Genomic DNA, 15270 nt, shown 5'->3' on the forward strand with positions numbered 1-15270 from the left:
GAGCCTGCGGCTCCAAAGCTGCTTGCGCAGCTTTGGACAGGCGACAGGGGCGAAGCGTCTCGCAAGCCGCGGCCTGCAAGGCCTCGGGCGCTACACGCAGTGAGCAACCGTGGGGGCTTCATGCAAGCCAGCGCTTGCGGCGCTTGTAACTCTTGACGTCCTTGAAGCTCTTGCGCTCTCCGCCGCCAACGCCAAGGTAGAACTCCTTGACGTCCTCGTTGCTTGCCAGATCATTGGCCTTGCCGTCCATCACCACCCGGCCGCTTTCCATGATGTAGCCGTAGTCAGCATATTTCAGGGCCATGTTGGTGTTCTGCTCGGCCAGCAAAAAGGTGACTTTTTCCTTCTGGTTGAGGTCTTTGACGATTTCAAACACCTCTTCGACAATCTGCGGTGCCAGGCCCATGGAGGGTTCGTCCAGCAGCACCATGGTGGGGCTGGCCATCAGCGCGCGCCCGATGGCGCACATCTGCTGCTCGCCGCCGGAGGTATAGGCTGCCTGCGAAGTGCGCCGGGTCTTCAGGCGCGGAAAATAGGCGTACACCTTCTCCAGGTTGGCCGCCACTTCTGCCTTGCTCTTGCGTGTGTAGGCGCCGGTCAGCAGGTTTTCCTCGATCGTGAGATGGGCGAAGCAGTGGCGTCCTTCCATGACCTGCACCACGCCGCGCTGCACCAGGTCGGCCGGAGACAGGTTTTCGATGCGTTCGCCACGCAGCTCGATCGAGCCTTTGGTGACTGCGCCGCGTTCCCCCTGGAGCAGGTTGGACACGGCCCGCAGGGTGGTGGTTTTTCCGGCGCCGTTGCCGCCCAGGATGGCCACAATTCGGCCTTGCGGGACTTGCAGGGACACGCCCTTGAGCACAAGGATCACGTGGTTATAAATAACCTCGATGCCATTGACGTTCAGGACGATATCGCTGGCGATGTCAGGTTGTTCCATAAGTTGTTTCTGCCTGTTGCTGTCCAAACGGCAGCGCTGCAAGAGGGGCTTGAAGCGCTGGCGTTTGGCGGCTCGCTGGAGCCGCGCCCCTCCCGTCTGCCGGGAGGGGTGTTTTACCGGAAGGTCAGGACTGGCAGTCCGCCGGGGTGCGCGGTGTCAGTTTCTTCTCGGCGGCGTACTTGGCCGCAGTGTTCTTGACCAGCGGCTTGATGATCTGCTCATCAGCCTGCAACCAGTCGGACGTGAACTTCCAGGCTTTGCCGTCCCAGGTGTGAATACGGGCCCAGGAAGCGCCCATGTGGTCGGTGCACGAGGTGCTGATCGGACGCATCACGCCGGCGAAACCCAGCCCGTCGAGCTTGGCCTGTGTCAGGTTCAGGTTTTCCAGGCCCCAGCGGACCTGCTCACCGGTCATGACTTTGCCTTTGCCGAAACGGTCCTGGGCGGAGCGAATGCCTTCGAGGCCCAGCATGGCGCTCATGGCGCCGCGCATGTAAAGCACCTGGCCGACTTCGTCCTTGGGACCCGTGCCCTGGCCCTTGGCATGCACCATGGACAGGATGTCCTTGACGACCTTGGAGTTGGGTTCGGCGCCGTGCTGCATGGTCACCGCGTTATAGCCCTTGGCGCCGTCAGCCACGTCTTTCACGTCAGGTTCCGCGCCTGCCCACCACACGCCGTACATCTTCTCGCGCGGGTAGCCGGTGGCCTGGGCTTCCTTGATGGCGGTGGAGTTCATCACACCCCAGCCCCACAGCGCCACGTAGTCGGGGCGAGCCTGGCGGATCTGCAGCCATGTGGCTTTTTGCTCCACGCCCGGTGCGGTGACCGGCAGCAGCTGCAACGTAAAGCCGTGCATGGCTGCGCGTTCCTGCATCAGGGGAATGGGTTCCTTGCCATAAGGGCTGTCGTGGTAGACCAGCGCAATGCGCTTGCCCTTGAGCTTGTCGAAGCCGCCTTCCTTCTTGGCGATGGCTTGCAGGATGGCGTCGGCGGCCACCCAATAGGTGCCTGCGATGGGGAAGTTCCACTTGAACACCGTGCCGTCCGCGCTTTCGCTGCGGCCGTAGCCGATGGTGACCACAGGGATCTTGTCGATCGGGGCTTTCTCGGTCAGCGCAAAGGTGGCACCGGTGGAGAGAGGCTGCACCAACGCGGGACCTTTGCTCTTGAGCCGTTCATAACACTCGACACTGCGCGCAGTGTCGTAGCCGGTCTCACACTCCTCGAAGGAAATCTTCACGCCGTTGATGCCACCGCGCGCGTTGGTGAGCTTGAGGTAGTCCACATAGCCGTTGGCCCAGGGCGCGCCATTCGGGCCGTAGGGGCCGGTGCGGTAGGACAGTACCGGGATGAACTGCTCCTTGGCCTGAGCGAATGCGCTGGTCGTCACGACGGACGATGCGCCAGCGGCAAGGACTGCCGCTGCCAATATCAAGTTGCGAACCTTCATTGTTGTCTCCTAGAAATTAAAAATACACCCGAAAAAACTGGCACTCCAGTAAACGTTCAAACGGCACAAAATACATCGGTGCTTCCCAGTAATCCTTAACCCTGATGAAAGCTCAGTGCGGGAAGGGCCAGAGTCGCATCTTCTGCTTGCCGACCGACCAGAGTTTGGCCAGGCCGTGCGGCTCGACGATCAGGAACCAGACGATCAGGCCGCCGAAAATCATCAGCTCCGCATGCGACACGCCGGCGGTGGAAATCTCGATGCCGAACAGGCCAGCAAACACTGGCAGAAACTGGTTCAGCGCGATCGGCAGCACCACGATGAAGGCCGCACCAAAGAAGCTGCCCATGATGGAGCCCAGACCACCGATGATGACCATGAACAACAGGCGGAAAGACTGGTCGACGGAGAAGGCCGCCGGTTCCCAGGCACCGAGGTAAACAAAAGCCCACAGCCCGCCGGCCACGCCGATGATGAAGGAGCTGACGGCGAAGGCACTGAGCTTGGCGTACATGGGCCGGATGCCGATGACGGCGGCCGCCACATCCATGTCGCGGATCGCCATCCATTCGCGGCCTATCGCGCTGCGCACCAGGTTCTTGGCCATCAGGGCCACAATGGCCAGCACACCCAGGCAGAGCAGGTAGCGGCTCACCGAACTCTCGATGGGAAAACCGAACACCTGCAGGTTGGACACCGACACCGAGCCCGAAGGCGTGTCCAGCGTGAACCACTTGATGCGCAAAAACATCCAGTCGGCGAAGAACTGCGCGGCCAGCGTGGCCACTGCCAGGTACAGGCCCTTGACGCGCAGGCTGGGCAGGCCGAACAGGATGCCGAAGAAGGTCGCGCACAGGCCGCCCAGGATCAGTGCCGGAATCAGCGGCATGCCGGGGATGCGCACAAAGAAGTTGTAGGCGCCGTAGGCACCAACCGCCATGAAGGCGCCGGATCCCAATGAAATCTGGCCGCAGTAGCCAACCAGAATATTCACTCCGAGCGCGGCCAGCGACATGATCACGAACGGAATCAGGATGGCGCGAAACAGGTAGTCGCTGGCCAGCATGGGAACGGCCACGAAGGCCACCGCTAGAAGCACGGCGATGGCAATACGGTCCTGCAGAATGGGGAAGATTTGCTGGTCTGCCCGGTAGCTGGTTTTGAATTGGCCGTTTTCTCTGTAGAACATATTTCTCTTCTGTGCTTTTTAGCTACGACACGCTGCGCTTAACTTTGCTTCGCAAAGTGAGTCTTCGCTGAAAAATAATCCTTCGCCGTATCCGGCGAAGAACCCGCGAACGTGTTGATCGTGTATTTCATACACGATCGATTATTTTTTCACCGAACAGGCCTTGCGGCCGGAACAGCAGGAAGCAGAGGGCCAGCACGTAGGCAAACCAGATCTCGATACCGCCGCCCACAAACGGGCCAAGGTAAACCTCGGAGAGTTTTTCGCCGACGCCGATGATGAGGCCGCCAATGATGGCGCCGGGCACGGAAGTCAGGCCGCCCAGGATCACCACGGGCAGGGCGCGCAGGGCGACGGTGGCCAGTGAAAACTGCACCCCGAGTTTGCTGCCCCAGATCATGCCGGCCACCAGCGCTACCACGCCGGCCACACACCAGACGATGACCCAGATGCGGTTGAGCGGGATGCCGATGGACTGCGCTGCCTGGTGATCGTCGGCCACGGCGCGCAGTGCCCGGCCGGTGGCGGTTTTCTGGAAAAAGATGCTCAGCGCGGCAACCAGCACGGCGGCGATCAGCGCGGCGTACAGGTCTTCCTTGTTGATCAGGATGCCACCGGGGAACAGCGAGTCCAGCACGAAGACCGGGTCTTTCGGCATGCCGATGTCGATCTTGTAAATGTTGTCGCCGAAAATCGTCTGGCCCAGGCCTTCCATGAAGTAGGCGATGCCCAGGGTGGCCATCAGCAAGGTGGAGCCTTCCTGGTTGACCAGGTGCCGCAGCACCAGACGCTCGATGAACCAGGCCACAACGAACATGATGACGCCGGCAATCACGAAGGCGGCGATGTTGGCCACGATGGGGCTTTCGATGCCGGTCCACTCGGGGATCCATTGTGAGAAGCGGGCCATCGCCAGCGCGGCGAACAGCACCATCGCACCTTGCGCGAAATTGAACACGCCCGAGGCCTTGAAGATCAGCACAAATCCCAGTGCGACCAGCGAATACAACATGCCGGCCATCAGGCCACCAAGAAGTGTCTCTAAGAAAAAAGCCATCAGAATATGCCCCTCACCCCTTTTGCGGACTCGCTTCGCGTAGCCGCCTCTCCCCTTTCAGGGGACGCCGCATACGGCCCGGCAAAGCCGGTTCCGTCGCGGCCGCTGGAAAAGAAAGTGTCTGTGTGTTGCTCGTCGTACATAGCTAGTGACTTGTTCCGAGGTAAGCCTTGATCACGTCCGGGTTGTTGCGGACTTCGTCGGGTGTGCCGTCGCCGATCTTCTTGCCGTAGTCGAGCACCACGACGCGGTCCGAGATGTCCATCACCACGCCCATGTCGTGTTCGATCAGGACCACGGTGGTGCCGAACTCGTCGTTGACGTCTAGCACAAAGCGGCACATGTCCTGTTTTTCCTCGACGTTCATGCCGGCCATTGGTTCGTCGAGCAGCAGCACCTGCGGCTCCATCGCGAGGGCTCGGCCCAGGTCCACGCGTTTTTGCAGGCCGTAGGGCAGCTGGCCAACGGGTGTCTTGCGGTAGGCCTGGATTTCCAGGAAGTCGATGATTTTTTCAACCGCTTCGCGGTGCCTGAACTCTTCCCGTTCCGCCGGGCCGATACGCAGGGCCTGCATCAGCAGGTTGCTTTTGATCTTCAGGTTGCGTCCGGCCATGATGTTGTCGAGCACGCTCATGCCCTTGAACAGCGCCAGGTTCTGGAAAGTACGCGCCACACCCATGACTGCCACCTGGTGGCTGTTCATGTGCTTGAAGGTCTGGCCGCGAAAGGTGATGGAGCCCTGCTGCGGCGAGTACACGCCATTGATGCAGTTGAGCATGGAGCTTTTGCCGGCGCCGTTGGGGCCGATGATGGCGCGGATCTCGTGCTCTTTCACATTGAAGGAGATGTCCGCCAGCGCTTTCACGCCGCCGAAACTCAGGGAAATGTTGCTGACGTCGAGGATGACGTCGCCGATCTTTTTCATGCTGCGGCCTTCACCGGTGCAAAGGTCTGGGTGTCGCTGATCTTGAGCGTGGCACTCACGCTGCCGCTGCGCCCGTCTTCAAACTTGACCACGGTTTCAATGAATTGTTCGGTCTTGCCGCTGTACAGCGCGTCAACCAGGGGCTGGTATTTTTCGGCGATAAAGCCTCGGCGTACCTTGTTGGTCCGGGTCAGTTCGCCGTCGTCGGCGTCCAGTTCCTTGTGCAGCACCAGGAAGCGGCTGATCTGCGAGCCTGCCAGCAGGACGTCGGCGCTCAGGTCGGCGTTGACTTTCTCGACACATTCCTTGATCAGCTGGTAGACCTCGGGTTTTTGCGCCAGGTCGGTGTAGCCGGCATAGGGCAGGTTGCGCCGCTCGGCCCAGTTGCCGACCGCATCGAAGTCGATGTTGATCATGACGCAGACCTTTTCGCGGCCGTCGCCGTAGGCCACGACTTCCTTGATGTGCGGGAAAAATTTCAGCTTGTTCTCCACGTACTTGGGCGCGAACATGGCGCCGTCGTTGGCACCGCCCTTGATGCGACCCACATCTTTCACGCGGTCGATGATCTTGAGGTGGCCGCTGGCGTCGAGAAAGCCCGCATCACTGGTGTGGTACCAGCCGTCGGCTGTCAGCACTTCGGCAGTGGCGGCCGGGTTTTTGTAATAGCCCTTGAGCAGGCCGGCGGACTTGACGAGGATTTCGCCGTTGTCGGCGACCTTGACCTGCACGCCCTTGATGGGTACGCCCACCGTGTCCGCGCGTGCCTGGTTGTCCGGCTGCAGGCAGACAAACACCGCGGTTTCGGTCGAACCGTAAAGCTGTTTGAGGTTGACCCCAATCGAGCGGTAAAAGGTGAACAGGTCCGGGCCGATGGCTTCGCCAGCGGTGTAGGCCACACGCACGCGCGAAAAACCCAAGTTGTTGCGCAGCGGGCCATACACCATGAGTGTTCCCAGGGCGTAAAGCAGCCGGTCGCCGGCGCCTACGGGCTTGTTGTCCATCAGGGCCGGGCCGACGCGTTTGGCCACGTCCATGAAGAAGTGGAACATCTTGCGCTTGAGAAAACCCGCGTCTTCCATGCGGATCATCACACTGGTCAGCAGGCCTTCAAACACGCGCGGCGGCGCGAAATAGTAGCTGGGGCCGACTTCCTTGAGGTCGATGGTGACCGTGCCCGCGCTCTCGGGGCAGTTCACCACATAACCGCAGCACAGCCACTGGGCGTAGCTGAAGATGTTCTGGCCGATCCAGGCCGGTGGAAGATAGGCCAGCACTTCCTCTCCGTGAGTCAGCTTGTCGAACTCGGCGCCGGCCTGGGCACGATCCAGCAAGGTCAGGTGGGTGTGAACCACGCCTTTGGGGTTGCCTGTGGTGCCGGAAGTGAAGAACATCGCGGCCACGTCATCGGGCTGGGCTTTTTCAATTTCTGCCTGGAAAAAGCCCGGCTGCTGGCCAGCGAAGGCCTGGCCCGAAGCGATCAGCGCATCCAGTGCGACCAGGCCCGGCTCATCGTAATTGCGCAGGCCCTTGGGGTCGTCATAAATGATGCTGGCCAGCTGGGGGCACTGGCTGCGGATCTCCATGAGTTTGTCGACCTGCTCCTGGTCTTCGACCATGGCAAAACGCACGTCCGCATTGGTGATGGGAAACACACACTCGGCACCCACGGCGTCCTGGTACAGGGGCACGGCAATCGCGCCCAGGGATTGCGCTGCCAGCATGGTGGCATACAGCCGGGGCCGGTTCGCACCGATGACGACCATGTGTTCGCCGCGCTGCAGGCCCGCCTGGTGCAGGCCGCAAGCAATGTGTTCAACCAGCGCGGCCATGTCGGCCCAGCTGTGCGCCTGCCAGATGCCGTATTCCTTCTCGCGCATGGCGGGCGCCGTGGGGCGCTCGGCAGCGTGTTTCAACAGCAATCGGGGGAAGGTGGTCAACATTCGGAACCTTGTCTCCATTTTTTATGCAGCTTCTCCGGTCAGGAAAAACTGCTGGCATGGGATGAATAGTAGGACTGCGTTTGACGTCATGGTGTCATTACGACGACAATTTCCGGGTAAGTCCTAGTGGGGTGTCCCCGAGGTGGGGCCTGTTATCGGATAAAGCGTCCATCGCGCGAAACCATGGTGAGTTCGACGAAGCGGGAAGCGTTCGTGGCCGAATCATTGAAGCTCACTTCGAAGCCCCCGAGGTCGTAGCGCTTGAGGTTCCAGGTGCTGTCGATAAAGTTGCCGGGCGTGGGGTTTCGCCCCATACGCCGCAGGGCTTCGGCGAAAACCCGGGCGTTGATGTAGCCCTCGAGCGCCAGGTGCGAAGGTGCCAGCGTCACACCGGCGGCTTTCCAGGCCTGCTGGAACTCGCGCACCATGGGTACCACGGTGTTGTTCGGCAGTGGCACGACCTGTGAAATGGCGATGCCTGTCGCGTCATCGCCCATGGCCTTGAGGGTGGCCGCGGACCCCATGATGGACAGCGCATACAAAGGCAATCCCTTGCGGTGCATGCGAGTTGCCTTGACAAAGTCGATGGTGGGTTTGCCCGCCAGGCCTACCAGCACGGCCTCCGGGTTGGAGGTTGCGACTTTGGCCGCGGCGGCGCCCGCGTCCGAGGAGTTGTTCTCCACGGTCACGATGGCGGTGGCATCCAGCTTGTAGCGGGTCATGGAGCGCTGGGTGGCATCGAACACTTCCTTGCCGAAAGAGTTGTTCTGGTAAACGATGGCAACACGCTTGATGCCGATGGTTGCGAGGTGCTGCACCAGTTGCTCCGCCTCATCCGCATAACTCGCACGGATGTTGAACACATTGCGGGCATTTTTCGGCCGCACGGACAGGGCGCCGGAAAAGGGCGCAAAAAACGGAATGCCCGACTCCATCACCTGCGGCAGCATGGCCTCGATCATGGGTGTGCCCATGCAGTTGAACAGTGCAAAGTTGCTGCGGTCTTCGATGAAGCCCTTCACATTGGCGAGTGAGCGCTTGACGTCGTAACCGTCATCCAGCGCTACAAGCTCAATCGGCCGGCCATTCACGCCGCCTTTGGCGTTGATCGCGGCGAAACACGCCTTGGCGCCCTGGTGCATGGCCTGGCCCAGTTCGCCGAGCGGACCGCTGAGCGCGGTGGATTGCGCGATTTTCAGGGGCCCGGTGCCGTCGGCGCGCGCTGGCGCATGGATGGCCAGGGGCAAGGCTGCGAGCGTGCCCAGCAGGCTGCGGCGTGTCAGGCGGTGGTGTGATGCGTCGCACGCGGCTGCACGCGCATGGGGTGTGAAGAGGGCGGTGGTTGTCATGCGGTCCTTGCTGGCCATTGAAAATTTCAGTGGCCAGATGCTAGGCGCTGGATTGACAATGAAATGTCTATCCAATGACAATTCAAGGGTGCCCCCTCTCAGGAGTTTCCCGGAGTGGGATTCTTTCATCCGAGCTTGCCGACCCATGTCCACCGACCTCACCCTTCACCAGCGCCGCAGGAAGCCCACTTCCGATGAGCAGCAAGGCATTCCCTGGTTGTGGCAACTGCTGCCGGAGGAGCGCGCACGCGCAATGGCGCAACTGCAGGTGGGCGACGCTGCACCGGGCGACTACGTCTGCCGGGTCGGCAAGCCGGTCACCTACTGGTTCGGTGTGGTCGAAGGCCTGCTCAAGATGAGCAGCGACAACGCGCAGGGCGCGACCATGACCTTCGCCGGCTTGCCGCCGGGCGGCTGGTTCGGCGAGGGCACGGCGCTCAAGCGCGAGCCTTATCGCTACAACATCCAGGCGCTGCGCAAAAGTGTGGTGGCGGGCTTGCCGGTGGACACTTTTCACTGGCTGCTGGACCACTCCATCGGCTTCAACCGCTTCGTGATGAACCAGCTCAACGAGCGCCTGGGCCAGTTCATTGCCGCACGCGAGATCGACCGCATGAACAATCCCGACCTGCGTGTGGCGCGTAGCCTGGCGGCATTGTTCAATCCGGTGCTGTACCCGGGCGTTGGTGAAATCCTGCGCATCACCCAGCAGGAGATGGCTTACCTGGTCGGGCTGTCACGCCAGCGCGTGAACGAAGCTTTGGCCCATCTGCAGGCGCAAGGCATCATCCGGATCGAATACGGCGGCCTGCGCGTGCTGAACCTGGAGGCATTGCGGTCCAGCGTTTTTGCATAAAAATGGCTGTAGCCCCATGGGGCCGGATGCAATGAGCTATCAAAACAATAGCGATCATATGGCCGGAACCTGATTGAGCGCCTGTAGCCGGTGGGTCCAGGCCTCAGACTGATCGTTTTCCCCATGGCACCGAGTGCAACCCGCTGCAGGACCGTGCGCTGCCTGGGTGCACTCACCCTGGTGACAGACACCGGAAGGGCTCGCTGCAGGAACGGTTTGGAGCGGGCCGCCTAAAATGGAGCGCTCCATGGCTCAATCCACTCCCCCTAAATTCCCGGTTCCCGGCGCTGCAGTGCGCATCCCGAAGGCGGCGGCCGCCCCAGGCGTCCCGGTGCTGACGGTTCGCCTGAACAAACGCATGGCCGAACTCGGCATGTGTTCACGCCGCGAGGCCGACGACTGGATTGCGCGCGGCTGGGTCCGTGTGGACGGCCAGCCGGCAGTGATGGGCCAGCCGGTGGCTGCAAACGCACGCATCGAGGTGGCGCGCGAAGCCGAGCAGCAGCAGCGCCAGCAGGTCACGATCCTGGTCAACAAGCCGGTGGGTTATGTAAGCGGCCAGGCCGAAGACGGGCACGAGCCTGCGGTGGTGTTGGTGCAGCCGCAGAACCGGTGGCGCGAGTGCAACAGCCGCATGCGCTGGGGCCATGAGCAGCTGCGCGGCCTGGCGCCGGCGGGCCGGCTCGACATCGACTCGATCGGGCTGCTGGTGCTCACGCAAGACGGCCGCGTCGCGCGGCAGCTGATCGGCGAGGACTCGGAGATCGAAAAAGAATACCTGGTGCGTGTCAGCTACGGCGCCGAGACCGTCAATGTGCAGGCCGTGTTTCCGCCGGAAAAACTGGCCTTGCTGCGTCACGGCCTGAGCCTGGACGGTGAGACCCTGAAGCCGGCGCGTGTCGAGTGGCAAAACCCCGAGCAGTTGCGCTTTGTGCTCAAGGAAGGCAAGAAGCGCCAGATCCGCCGCATGTGCGAACAGGTTGGCCTGTTTGTGACAGGGCTCAAACGCGTGCGTATCGGCCGGGTCAACCTCGGCCATCTACCGGTTGGCCAGTGGCGCTACCTGGCTCCCCACGAAAGCTTCTGAGCTGAATCTGCTCCTGTTTCAGGAGCTGCTTGCGCCCGTACCTATTGGGCTGGAGCCACTTTTCATTCACAAGATCGGGTAAAAAGGGGGCCGCTGGACGCCCCTCCTGCCGGCCGCGACAATGGCGGCATGAGCACCTCACCACCACCGCGTCTGTCCAGGCTTCCTTCCCTGGACCAGTTGCGCAGCCATCTGCATCCGTCCGACATCCAGGGCCTCGCGCAACTTGCCACGCGGGGCACGCTGGGCATCACCGAGCTGGTGGAGAAGGTGCAGGGCAATGTCTACAAGGCCGTCGCCGCACCATTTGGCCCTGCCGGGAAGAAGTTTGTGGACCGCGAAGCCGGTGCTTCCGGTGTCCGGAAACGCGGCATCACCGGCCTGGTCTACGGCAGCGTCAAGGGTGTGACGCGCCTGGCCGGCGGCGCTGTGGATGCCGTGCTGTCGCGCGTGGTGCCGCGGCTGGCGGCACCGGCTTCGTCCCCGCAGCGGGAGGCCCTGCTGGCCGCCCTGAATGGTGTGCTCGGTGACCAGTTGCAGGACAGCGCCAATCCGCTGGCCATTGACATGAGCCTGCGCCACGAAGGCCAGCCCCTGCTGCTGGACAAGGCCGCGCTGGCGCAGCGCTTGCCCGGCGCCACCGGGAAAATCCTGGTGCTGGTCCATGGCCTGTGCATGAACGACCTGCAGTGGGGCGCAGCGGGTCTGCAGGACGACGAGGACTACGGCCGGCAGCTTGCCCATGAGTTCGGCTACACCCCGGTTTACCTGCACTACAACACCGGCCTGCACACCTCGGTCAACGGCGGGCAGCTTGCAGCGCTGCTGGAGCAGTTGCTGCAAGCCTGGCCGCAGGAGGTGGAAGCCTTGAGCCTGTTGACACACAGCATGGGCGGCCTGGTGGCGCGCAGCGCCTGCCACAGCGCGGCGGCCGGTGGCCTGCAGTGGCTGGGGCGGCTCAAACATCTGGTTTTTCTCGGCACACCGCACCATGGTGCGCCGCTGGAAAAAGTCGGGAACTGGGTGGACACCGTGCTCGGCAGCAACCCGGTCACCCGGCCGTTCGCAAAAATTGCCCAGATCCGCAGCGCGGGCATCACCGACCTGCGTCACGGCCACGTGTTGCCGGCCGACTGGCAGGACGCCGACCGTTTTGCCGCTGCGCCGGATAACCGGCAGCCTTTGCCGCTGCCGGCCGGTGTCGCCTGTTTTGCCGTGGCCGCCACACGGGGCGCGGTTCCTGCCACGGACGGGACAGCCCGTACCCCGCTGCTGGAAGAGGTGCTTGGCGACGGGCTGGTGCCCTTGTCCAGTGCACTGGGCCAGCACGCAGATCCCGCGCGCGACCTGGCTTTTTCGCCCGACCGGCAGTGGATAGCGGTGGAGACCGGGCACATCGCGTTGCTGCACAGCGCGCCGGTTTACCAGCAGCTCAGGCGCTGGCTGGGCTGAGCGCCCGGGTTTGCAGCTAATTCGAGCCTAATTCAGTCCGGCGAAGATACAGTCTCCACCACCACATCCTGACAGCCATGGACACTTTTCCCGAACACGTTGCCCGCGCCATCCTGCTCGCCGTCGGTGTGAGCGCCGTGTTTGTCCTGCTGGCCCTGCCGCCACCGGACGGCGCCGCCCTGCCGTTGCTGCTGCACCATCAGTTTTTGATCGCCCTGCTGGCCGCAGCGCTGCTTGGCGCCGTGCTTGTCCGGGCCATCCGCCCGGCCGTGGTGGCCGCAGGCGTGCTCAGCCAGGCCGGGTTTGTCGGTATCGCGCTGGCCACGCCCGGATTTGTCGCGACGGCAGCCCTCTACCTGAACCTGGCCGGCATGGCCGCCCTGCTGTGTGCCGGCGCCCTGCTATTGCAGGCCGCCAGGCGGCAGGCCCGTTGGGAAGGCCTGTCGCCGCGGCACGGGGAGGCGTGATGCGGGTCCTGCTGGTTGAAGACGACGACATGATTGGCCGCAGCCTGCAGCAGGCGCTGGAAACCAACGGCTGGTCGGTGGACTGGGTGCGCGACGGCCTGCTGGCGCAGAGCGCACTGGCCGACGGCGCCTATGCCTGCGTGCTGCTGGACCTGGGGCTGCCCAAGCGCGACGGCGTGGAGGTGCTGCGCCAGGCCCGCACACGGGGTGATGCCACACCTGTCCTGGTGCTGACTGCGCGGGACGGCCTGGACGACCGCATCACGGGGCTGGACCTCGGGGCGGACGACTACCTCGTCAAGCCCTATGAATTCCGCGAACTCCTGGCCCGCATGCGCGCCATCATCCGGCGGCGCGACGGCAGTGCGCATTCGCTGATCGGCAACGGCGTGGTGCAGCTTGACCTCACCACGCGCGAGGTGGTGGTCAATGGCGAGCAGTCGGCACTTTCTGCGCGCGAGTACGCACTGCTTCACGCGCTGCTTGAACGGCCGGGTGCCATCCTCTCGCGCGACCAGCTCGAGAACCGCATTTATGGCTGGGGTGAAGAAGTCATGAGCAATGCCGTGGACGTATTAATTCACGGCATGCGCAAAAAACTGGGTGCAGATGTCATTCGCAATGTGCGGGGCCTGGGCTGGCGCATCACCGGCACGCCGGCGGCGTCTTCCGCCGCCGGAGACGCGGCATGATGATCCACGTTTTTCCCGCGGGTAGGCTGTGTTCGCTGCGCCGCGCGCTGCTGCTGTGGCTGCTGCCGGTGTTTGTGTTGGTGGGCGCGGCGTCGGCCGGTTTCGCCTACTGGACCTACAACCGCATGGTGGCCACCTTCATGGACAACCAGATGGAGCTGATTGCCGAATCCATGGTGGCGCAGGAGCAGGACATGGTGTTGCCGGCGTTGACGGGTGAGCAGATCCACAAGTGGGGCAGTTATGTGGTGCAGGTGTTCGACGCGGATGGCAGCCCCCGTTCCAACTCCTGGCTGGGATTGGCGCCCAGCTTGCAGCCGGAAAGCGGTTTTCATGACGTCAAGGCAAACGGCGCACCCTGGCGTATCTACACCACGCCCGTGAACGAGTCGTCGGGTTCGCGCCGCGTACAGGTGCTGCAAAGCGGCGAGTTCCGCCGCCACCTGGCCGCAGAACGGGCCGGCACCGCGATTTTGCCGGTGATCATCCTGCTGCCGCTTTCGGCCTTTGTCCTCTGGTGCGTGGCGGCCATCATGTCGCGCGCTATCGGCGACATCGCACGCCAGGCTGCATCGCAGGACGAGCACAGCATCGCCGAGTTGCCGCTGGACCGCGTGCCGCAGGAAATTGCGCCGCTGGTTGTTTCCTTCAACAGCCTGCTGACGCGGCTGCGTGATGCGTTTGCCGCGCAGCGGCGTTTTGTACAGGACGCTGCCCACGAGCTGCGCACGCCCATCACGGCGGTGAGCCTGCAGCTGGAGAATCTGCGCGGCGATTTTGCCGCCGGTGCGCCGGCACAGCGTTTCGCCCAGCTGGAAGCCGGCGTGCAGCGTGCGCAGCGGCTGGTTGACCAACTGCTCAGGCTGTCGCGCCAGCAGTCCGTGGGTGCGGAATCTCCGTCCATTCCGGTCAATGTGCACGAGGTGCTGCGCGAAAGCATCAACACGCTGATTGCGCTGGCCGACCAGCGCAACATTGATCTCGGCATGGAGGAGTCCGGCTTGCCTGCGGAGCCCACCATGCTGACCTGCTCCAGCGGCGACCTGCGCAGCGTGGTTGACAACATGATAGAAAACGCCCTGCGTTATTCCCCGGAAGGCGGCGTGGTGGATGTGCGTGTCACGAAGAGCCAGGGCAAACTCGCCATCGAGGTGGCAGACACCGGCCCGGGCATTCCGCCGGAGCTGCTGGGCCGCGTGTTCGACCGGTTCTTTCGCGTGCCGGGAAATGATGTACGCGGCAGCGGGCTGGGCCTGTCCATAGCGCAGGCGGCCGCACAACGCTGCAGCATGCGCATCAGCCTGCGCAACCGGGACGATCGCAGCGGGCTCGTGGCGCGCGTCGAGACGGTCTGAACACGTGCTCATTTCCAGCTAAGACTTCGCTCATGATCGCCTAATTTGCCCCAAATACAGTGAGGTCACGGTTGAAGTTTGGGCTTGAAAGAGCCGGATCCAACCGAAAAACTTCCGGTTTTATCCACTCACTGAAAGGTCATCATCATGAACAAGTCTTACGCCCTCATCGCCATCGCTACCTTTGCTGCCATCGCTTCCACCGGTGTGCGCGCCGAAACGCCTGATCCTGCTTCGCAGTTTGCACTGCAGACAGAAGGCAACCGTACCCGCGCCGAAGTCATGGTCGAAGCCGTGACAGCGGTCAAGAAATACGATCACATTCCTTCCGGATCGCGCGTTGCCACCCCGGTGAAGTCTGCCGTGCCTACCGCCATCGTGCGCGGTGAAGCCGCCCAGGCCTTGCGTCTGGGCAAGATCCGCAGCGGCGAGCTGACCGGCCTGGAAGGCTAAGCCCTCATCGGCCGCGGGTCCGGGGCGCATCCCGGACCCGCGATAATCGGGT

14 protein-coding genes are annotated in these 15270 nt (G+C 62.8%); 7 read left to right on the plus strand and 7 right to left on the minus strand.

From position 1 onward, the window contains the following. Positions 1 to 118: 118 nt before the first annotated feature. The 7 genes from WA904_RS12350 to WA904_RS12380 form a co-directional block, all read right to left on the minus strand. Positions 119 to 940: an ABC transporter ATP-binding protein gene (locus WA904_RS12350; protein WP_425197417.1), complete on the minus strand. Its 822-nt coding sequence runs from the start codon at positions 938 to 940 to the stop codon at positions 119 to 121. A 124-nt stretch (positions 941 to 1064) separates the two neighbouring features. Continuing rightward, a complete protein-coding gene (locus tag WA904_RS12355) occupies positions 1065 to 2393 on the minus strand; it encodes an ABC transporter substrate-binding protein (protein ID WP_425197418.1) in 1329 nt (442 codons plus the stop codon). A 112-nt stretch (positions 2394 to 2505) separates the two neighbouring features. Then, positions 2506 to 3582, minus strand: a complete 1077-nt coding sequence (locus tag WA904_RS12360; protein ID WP_425197419.1) for a branched-chain amino acid ABC transporter permease — start codon at positions 3580 to 3582, stop codon at positions 2506 to 2508. Positions 3583 to 3709: 127 nt separating this feature from the next. After that, entirely contained in the window at positions 3710 to 4639 is a 930-nt protein-coding gene (locus WA904_RS12365; RefSeq protein WP_425197420.1) for a branched-chain amino acid ABC transporter permease, read from the minus strand. Positions 4640 to 4784: 145 nt separating this feature from the next. After that, a complete protein-coding gene (locus WA904_RS12370) occupies positions 4785 to 5564 on the minus strand; it encodes an ABC transporter ATP-binding protein (protein ID WP_425197421.1) in 780 nt (259 codons plus the stop codon). Beyond that, on the minus strand, positions 5561 to 7507 hold the full coding sequence (locus WA904_RS12375) for an AMP-dependent synthetase/ligase (RefSeq protein WP_425197422.1): 1947 nt from the start codon (positions 7505 to 7507) through the stop codon (positions 5561 to 5563). Before WA904_RS12375 ends, WA904_RS12370 begins: the two co-directional genes overlap by 4 nt. 152 nt (positions 7508 to 7659) lie before the next feature. Further along, positions 7660 to 8856 (minus strand): ABC transporter substrate-binding protein, encoded by a 1197-nt coding sequence (locus WA904_RS12380; RefSeq protein WP_425197423.1) that lies wholly within the window; start codon positions 8854 to 8856, stop codon positions 7660 to 7662. Positions 8857 to 9001: 145 nt separating this feature from the next. Here WA904_RS12380 and WA904_RS12385 point away from each other — a divergent pair, with 145 nt between their 5' ends. The 7 genes from WA904_RS12385 to WA904_RS12415 all read left to right on the plus strand — a co-directional run bounded on the left by WA904_RS12385 (position 9002) and on the right by WA904_RS12415 (position 15218). Further along, positions 9002 to 9712 (plus strand): Crp/Fnr family transcriptional regulator, encoded by a 711-nt coding sequence (locus WA904_RS12385; RefSeq protein ID WP_425197424.1) that lies wholly within the window; start codon positions 9002 to 9004, stop codon positions 9710 to 9712. Positions 9713 to 9959: 247 nt separating this feature from the next. Next, positions 9960 to 10799 (plus strand): pseudouridine synthase, encoded by an 840-nt coding sequence (locus WA904_RS12390; RefSeq protein ID WP_425197425.1) that lies wholly within the window; start codon positions 9960 to 9962, stop codon positions 10797 to 10799. A 129-nt stretch (positions 10800 to 10928) separates the two neighbouring features. After that, entirely contained in the window at positions 10929 to 12251 is a 1323-nt protein-coding gene (locus WA904_RS12395) for a lipase family alpha/beta hydrolase (protein WP_425197426.1), read from the plus strand. 77 nt (positions 12252 to 12328) lie between these two features. Next, positions 12329 to 12718 carry a hypothetical protein gene (locus WA904_RS12400; protein WP_425197427.1) on the plus strand — a complete coding sequence of 130 codons (390 nt, stop codon included), beginning with the start codon at positions 12329 to 12331 and terminating at the stop codon, positions 12716 to 12718. Next, positions 12718 to 13410, plus strand: coding sequence for a response regulator (locus WA904_RS12405; protein WP_425197428.1), 693 nt, complete (start codon positions 12718 to 12720; stop codon positions 13408 to 13410). Before WA904_RS12400 ends, WA904_RS12405 begins: the two co-directional genes overlap by 1 nt. Then, entirely contained in the window at positions 13407 to 14765 is a 1359-nt protein-coding gene (locus WA904_RS12410; RefSeq protein ID WP_425197429.1) for an ATP-binding protein, read from the plus strand. Before WA904_RS12405 ends, WA904_RS12410 begins: the two co-directional genes overlap by 4 nt. 147 nt (positions 14766 to 14912) lie before the next feature. Then, positions 14913 to 15218, plus strand: a complete 306-nt coding sequence (locus tag WA904_RS12415) for a DUF4148 domain-containing protein (protein WP_425197430.1) — start codon at positions 14913 to 14915, stop codon at positions 15216 to 15218. The last annotated feature ends 52 nt before the right edge of the window (positions 15219 to 15270 follow it).

It is taken from the genome of Polaromonas sp. (genome assembly GCF_049790275.1).
Lineage (GTDB): Bacteria > Pseudomonadota > Gammaproteobacteria > Burkholderiales > Burkholderiaceae_C > Polaromonas.

Excerpts from the sequence above, each read along its gene's own strand:
- WA904_RS12350 (WP_425197417.1), bottom strand. The coding sequence starts at position 940 with ATGGAACAACCTGACATCGCCAGCGATATCGTCCTGAACGTCAATGGC.
- WA904_RS12355 (WP_425197418.1), bottom strand. The coding sequence starts at position 2,393 with ATGAAGGTTCGCAACTTGATATTGGCAGCGGCAGTCCTTGCCGCTGGC.
- WA904_RS12360 (WP_425197419.1), bottom strand. The coding sequence starts at position 3,582 with ATGTTCTACAGAGAAAACGGCCAATTCAAAACCAGCTACCGGGCAGAC.
- WA904_RS12365 (WP_425197420.1), bottom strand. The coding sequence starts at position 4,639 with ATGGCTTTTTTCTTAGAGACACTTCTTGGTGGCCTGATGGCCGGCATG.
- WA904_RS12370 (WP_425197421.1), bottom strand. The coding sequence starts at position 5,564 with ATGAAAAAGATCGGCGACGTCATCCTCGACGTCAGCAACATTTCCCTG.
- WA904_RS12375 (WP_425197422.1), bottom strand. The coding sequence starts at position 7,507 with ATGTTGACCACCTTCCCCCGATTGCTGTTGAAACACGCTGCCGAGCGC.
- WA904_RS12380 (WP_425197423.1), bottom strand. The coding sequence starts at position 8,856 with ATGACAACCACCGCCCTCTTCACACCCCATGCGCGTGCAGCCGCGTGC.
- WA904_RS12385 (WP_425197424.1), top strand. The coding sequence starts at position 9,002 with ATGTCCACCGACCTCACCCTTCACCAGCGCCGCAGGAAGCCCACTTCC.
- WA904_RS12390 (WP_425197425.1), top strand. The coding sequence starts at position 9,960 with ATGGCTCAATCCACTCCCCCTAAATTCCCGGTTCCCGGCGCTGCAGTG.
- WA904_RS12395 (WP_425197426.1), top strand. The coding sequence starts at position 10,929 with ATGAGCACCTCACCACCACCGCGTCTGTCCAGGCTTCCTTCCCTGGAC.
- WA904_RS12400 (WP_425197427.1), top strand. The coding sequence starts at position 12,329 with ATGGACACTTTTCCCGAACACGTTGCCCGCGCCATCCTGCTCGCCGTC.
- WA904_RS12405 (WP_425197428.1), top strand. The coding sequence starts at position 12,718 with ATGCGGGTCCTGCTGGTTGAAGACGACGACATGATTGGCCGCAGCCTG.
- WA904_RS12410 (WP_425197429.1), top strand. The coding sequence starts at position 13,407 with ATGATGATCCACGTTTTTCCCGCGGGTAGGCTGTGTTCGCTGCGCCGC.
- WA904_RS12415 (WP_425197430.1), top strand. The coding sequence starts at position 14,913 with ATGAACAAGTCTTACGCCCTCATCGCCATCGCTACCTTTGCTGCCATC.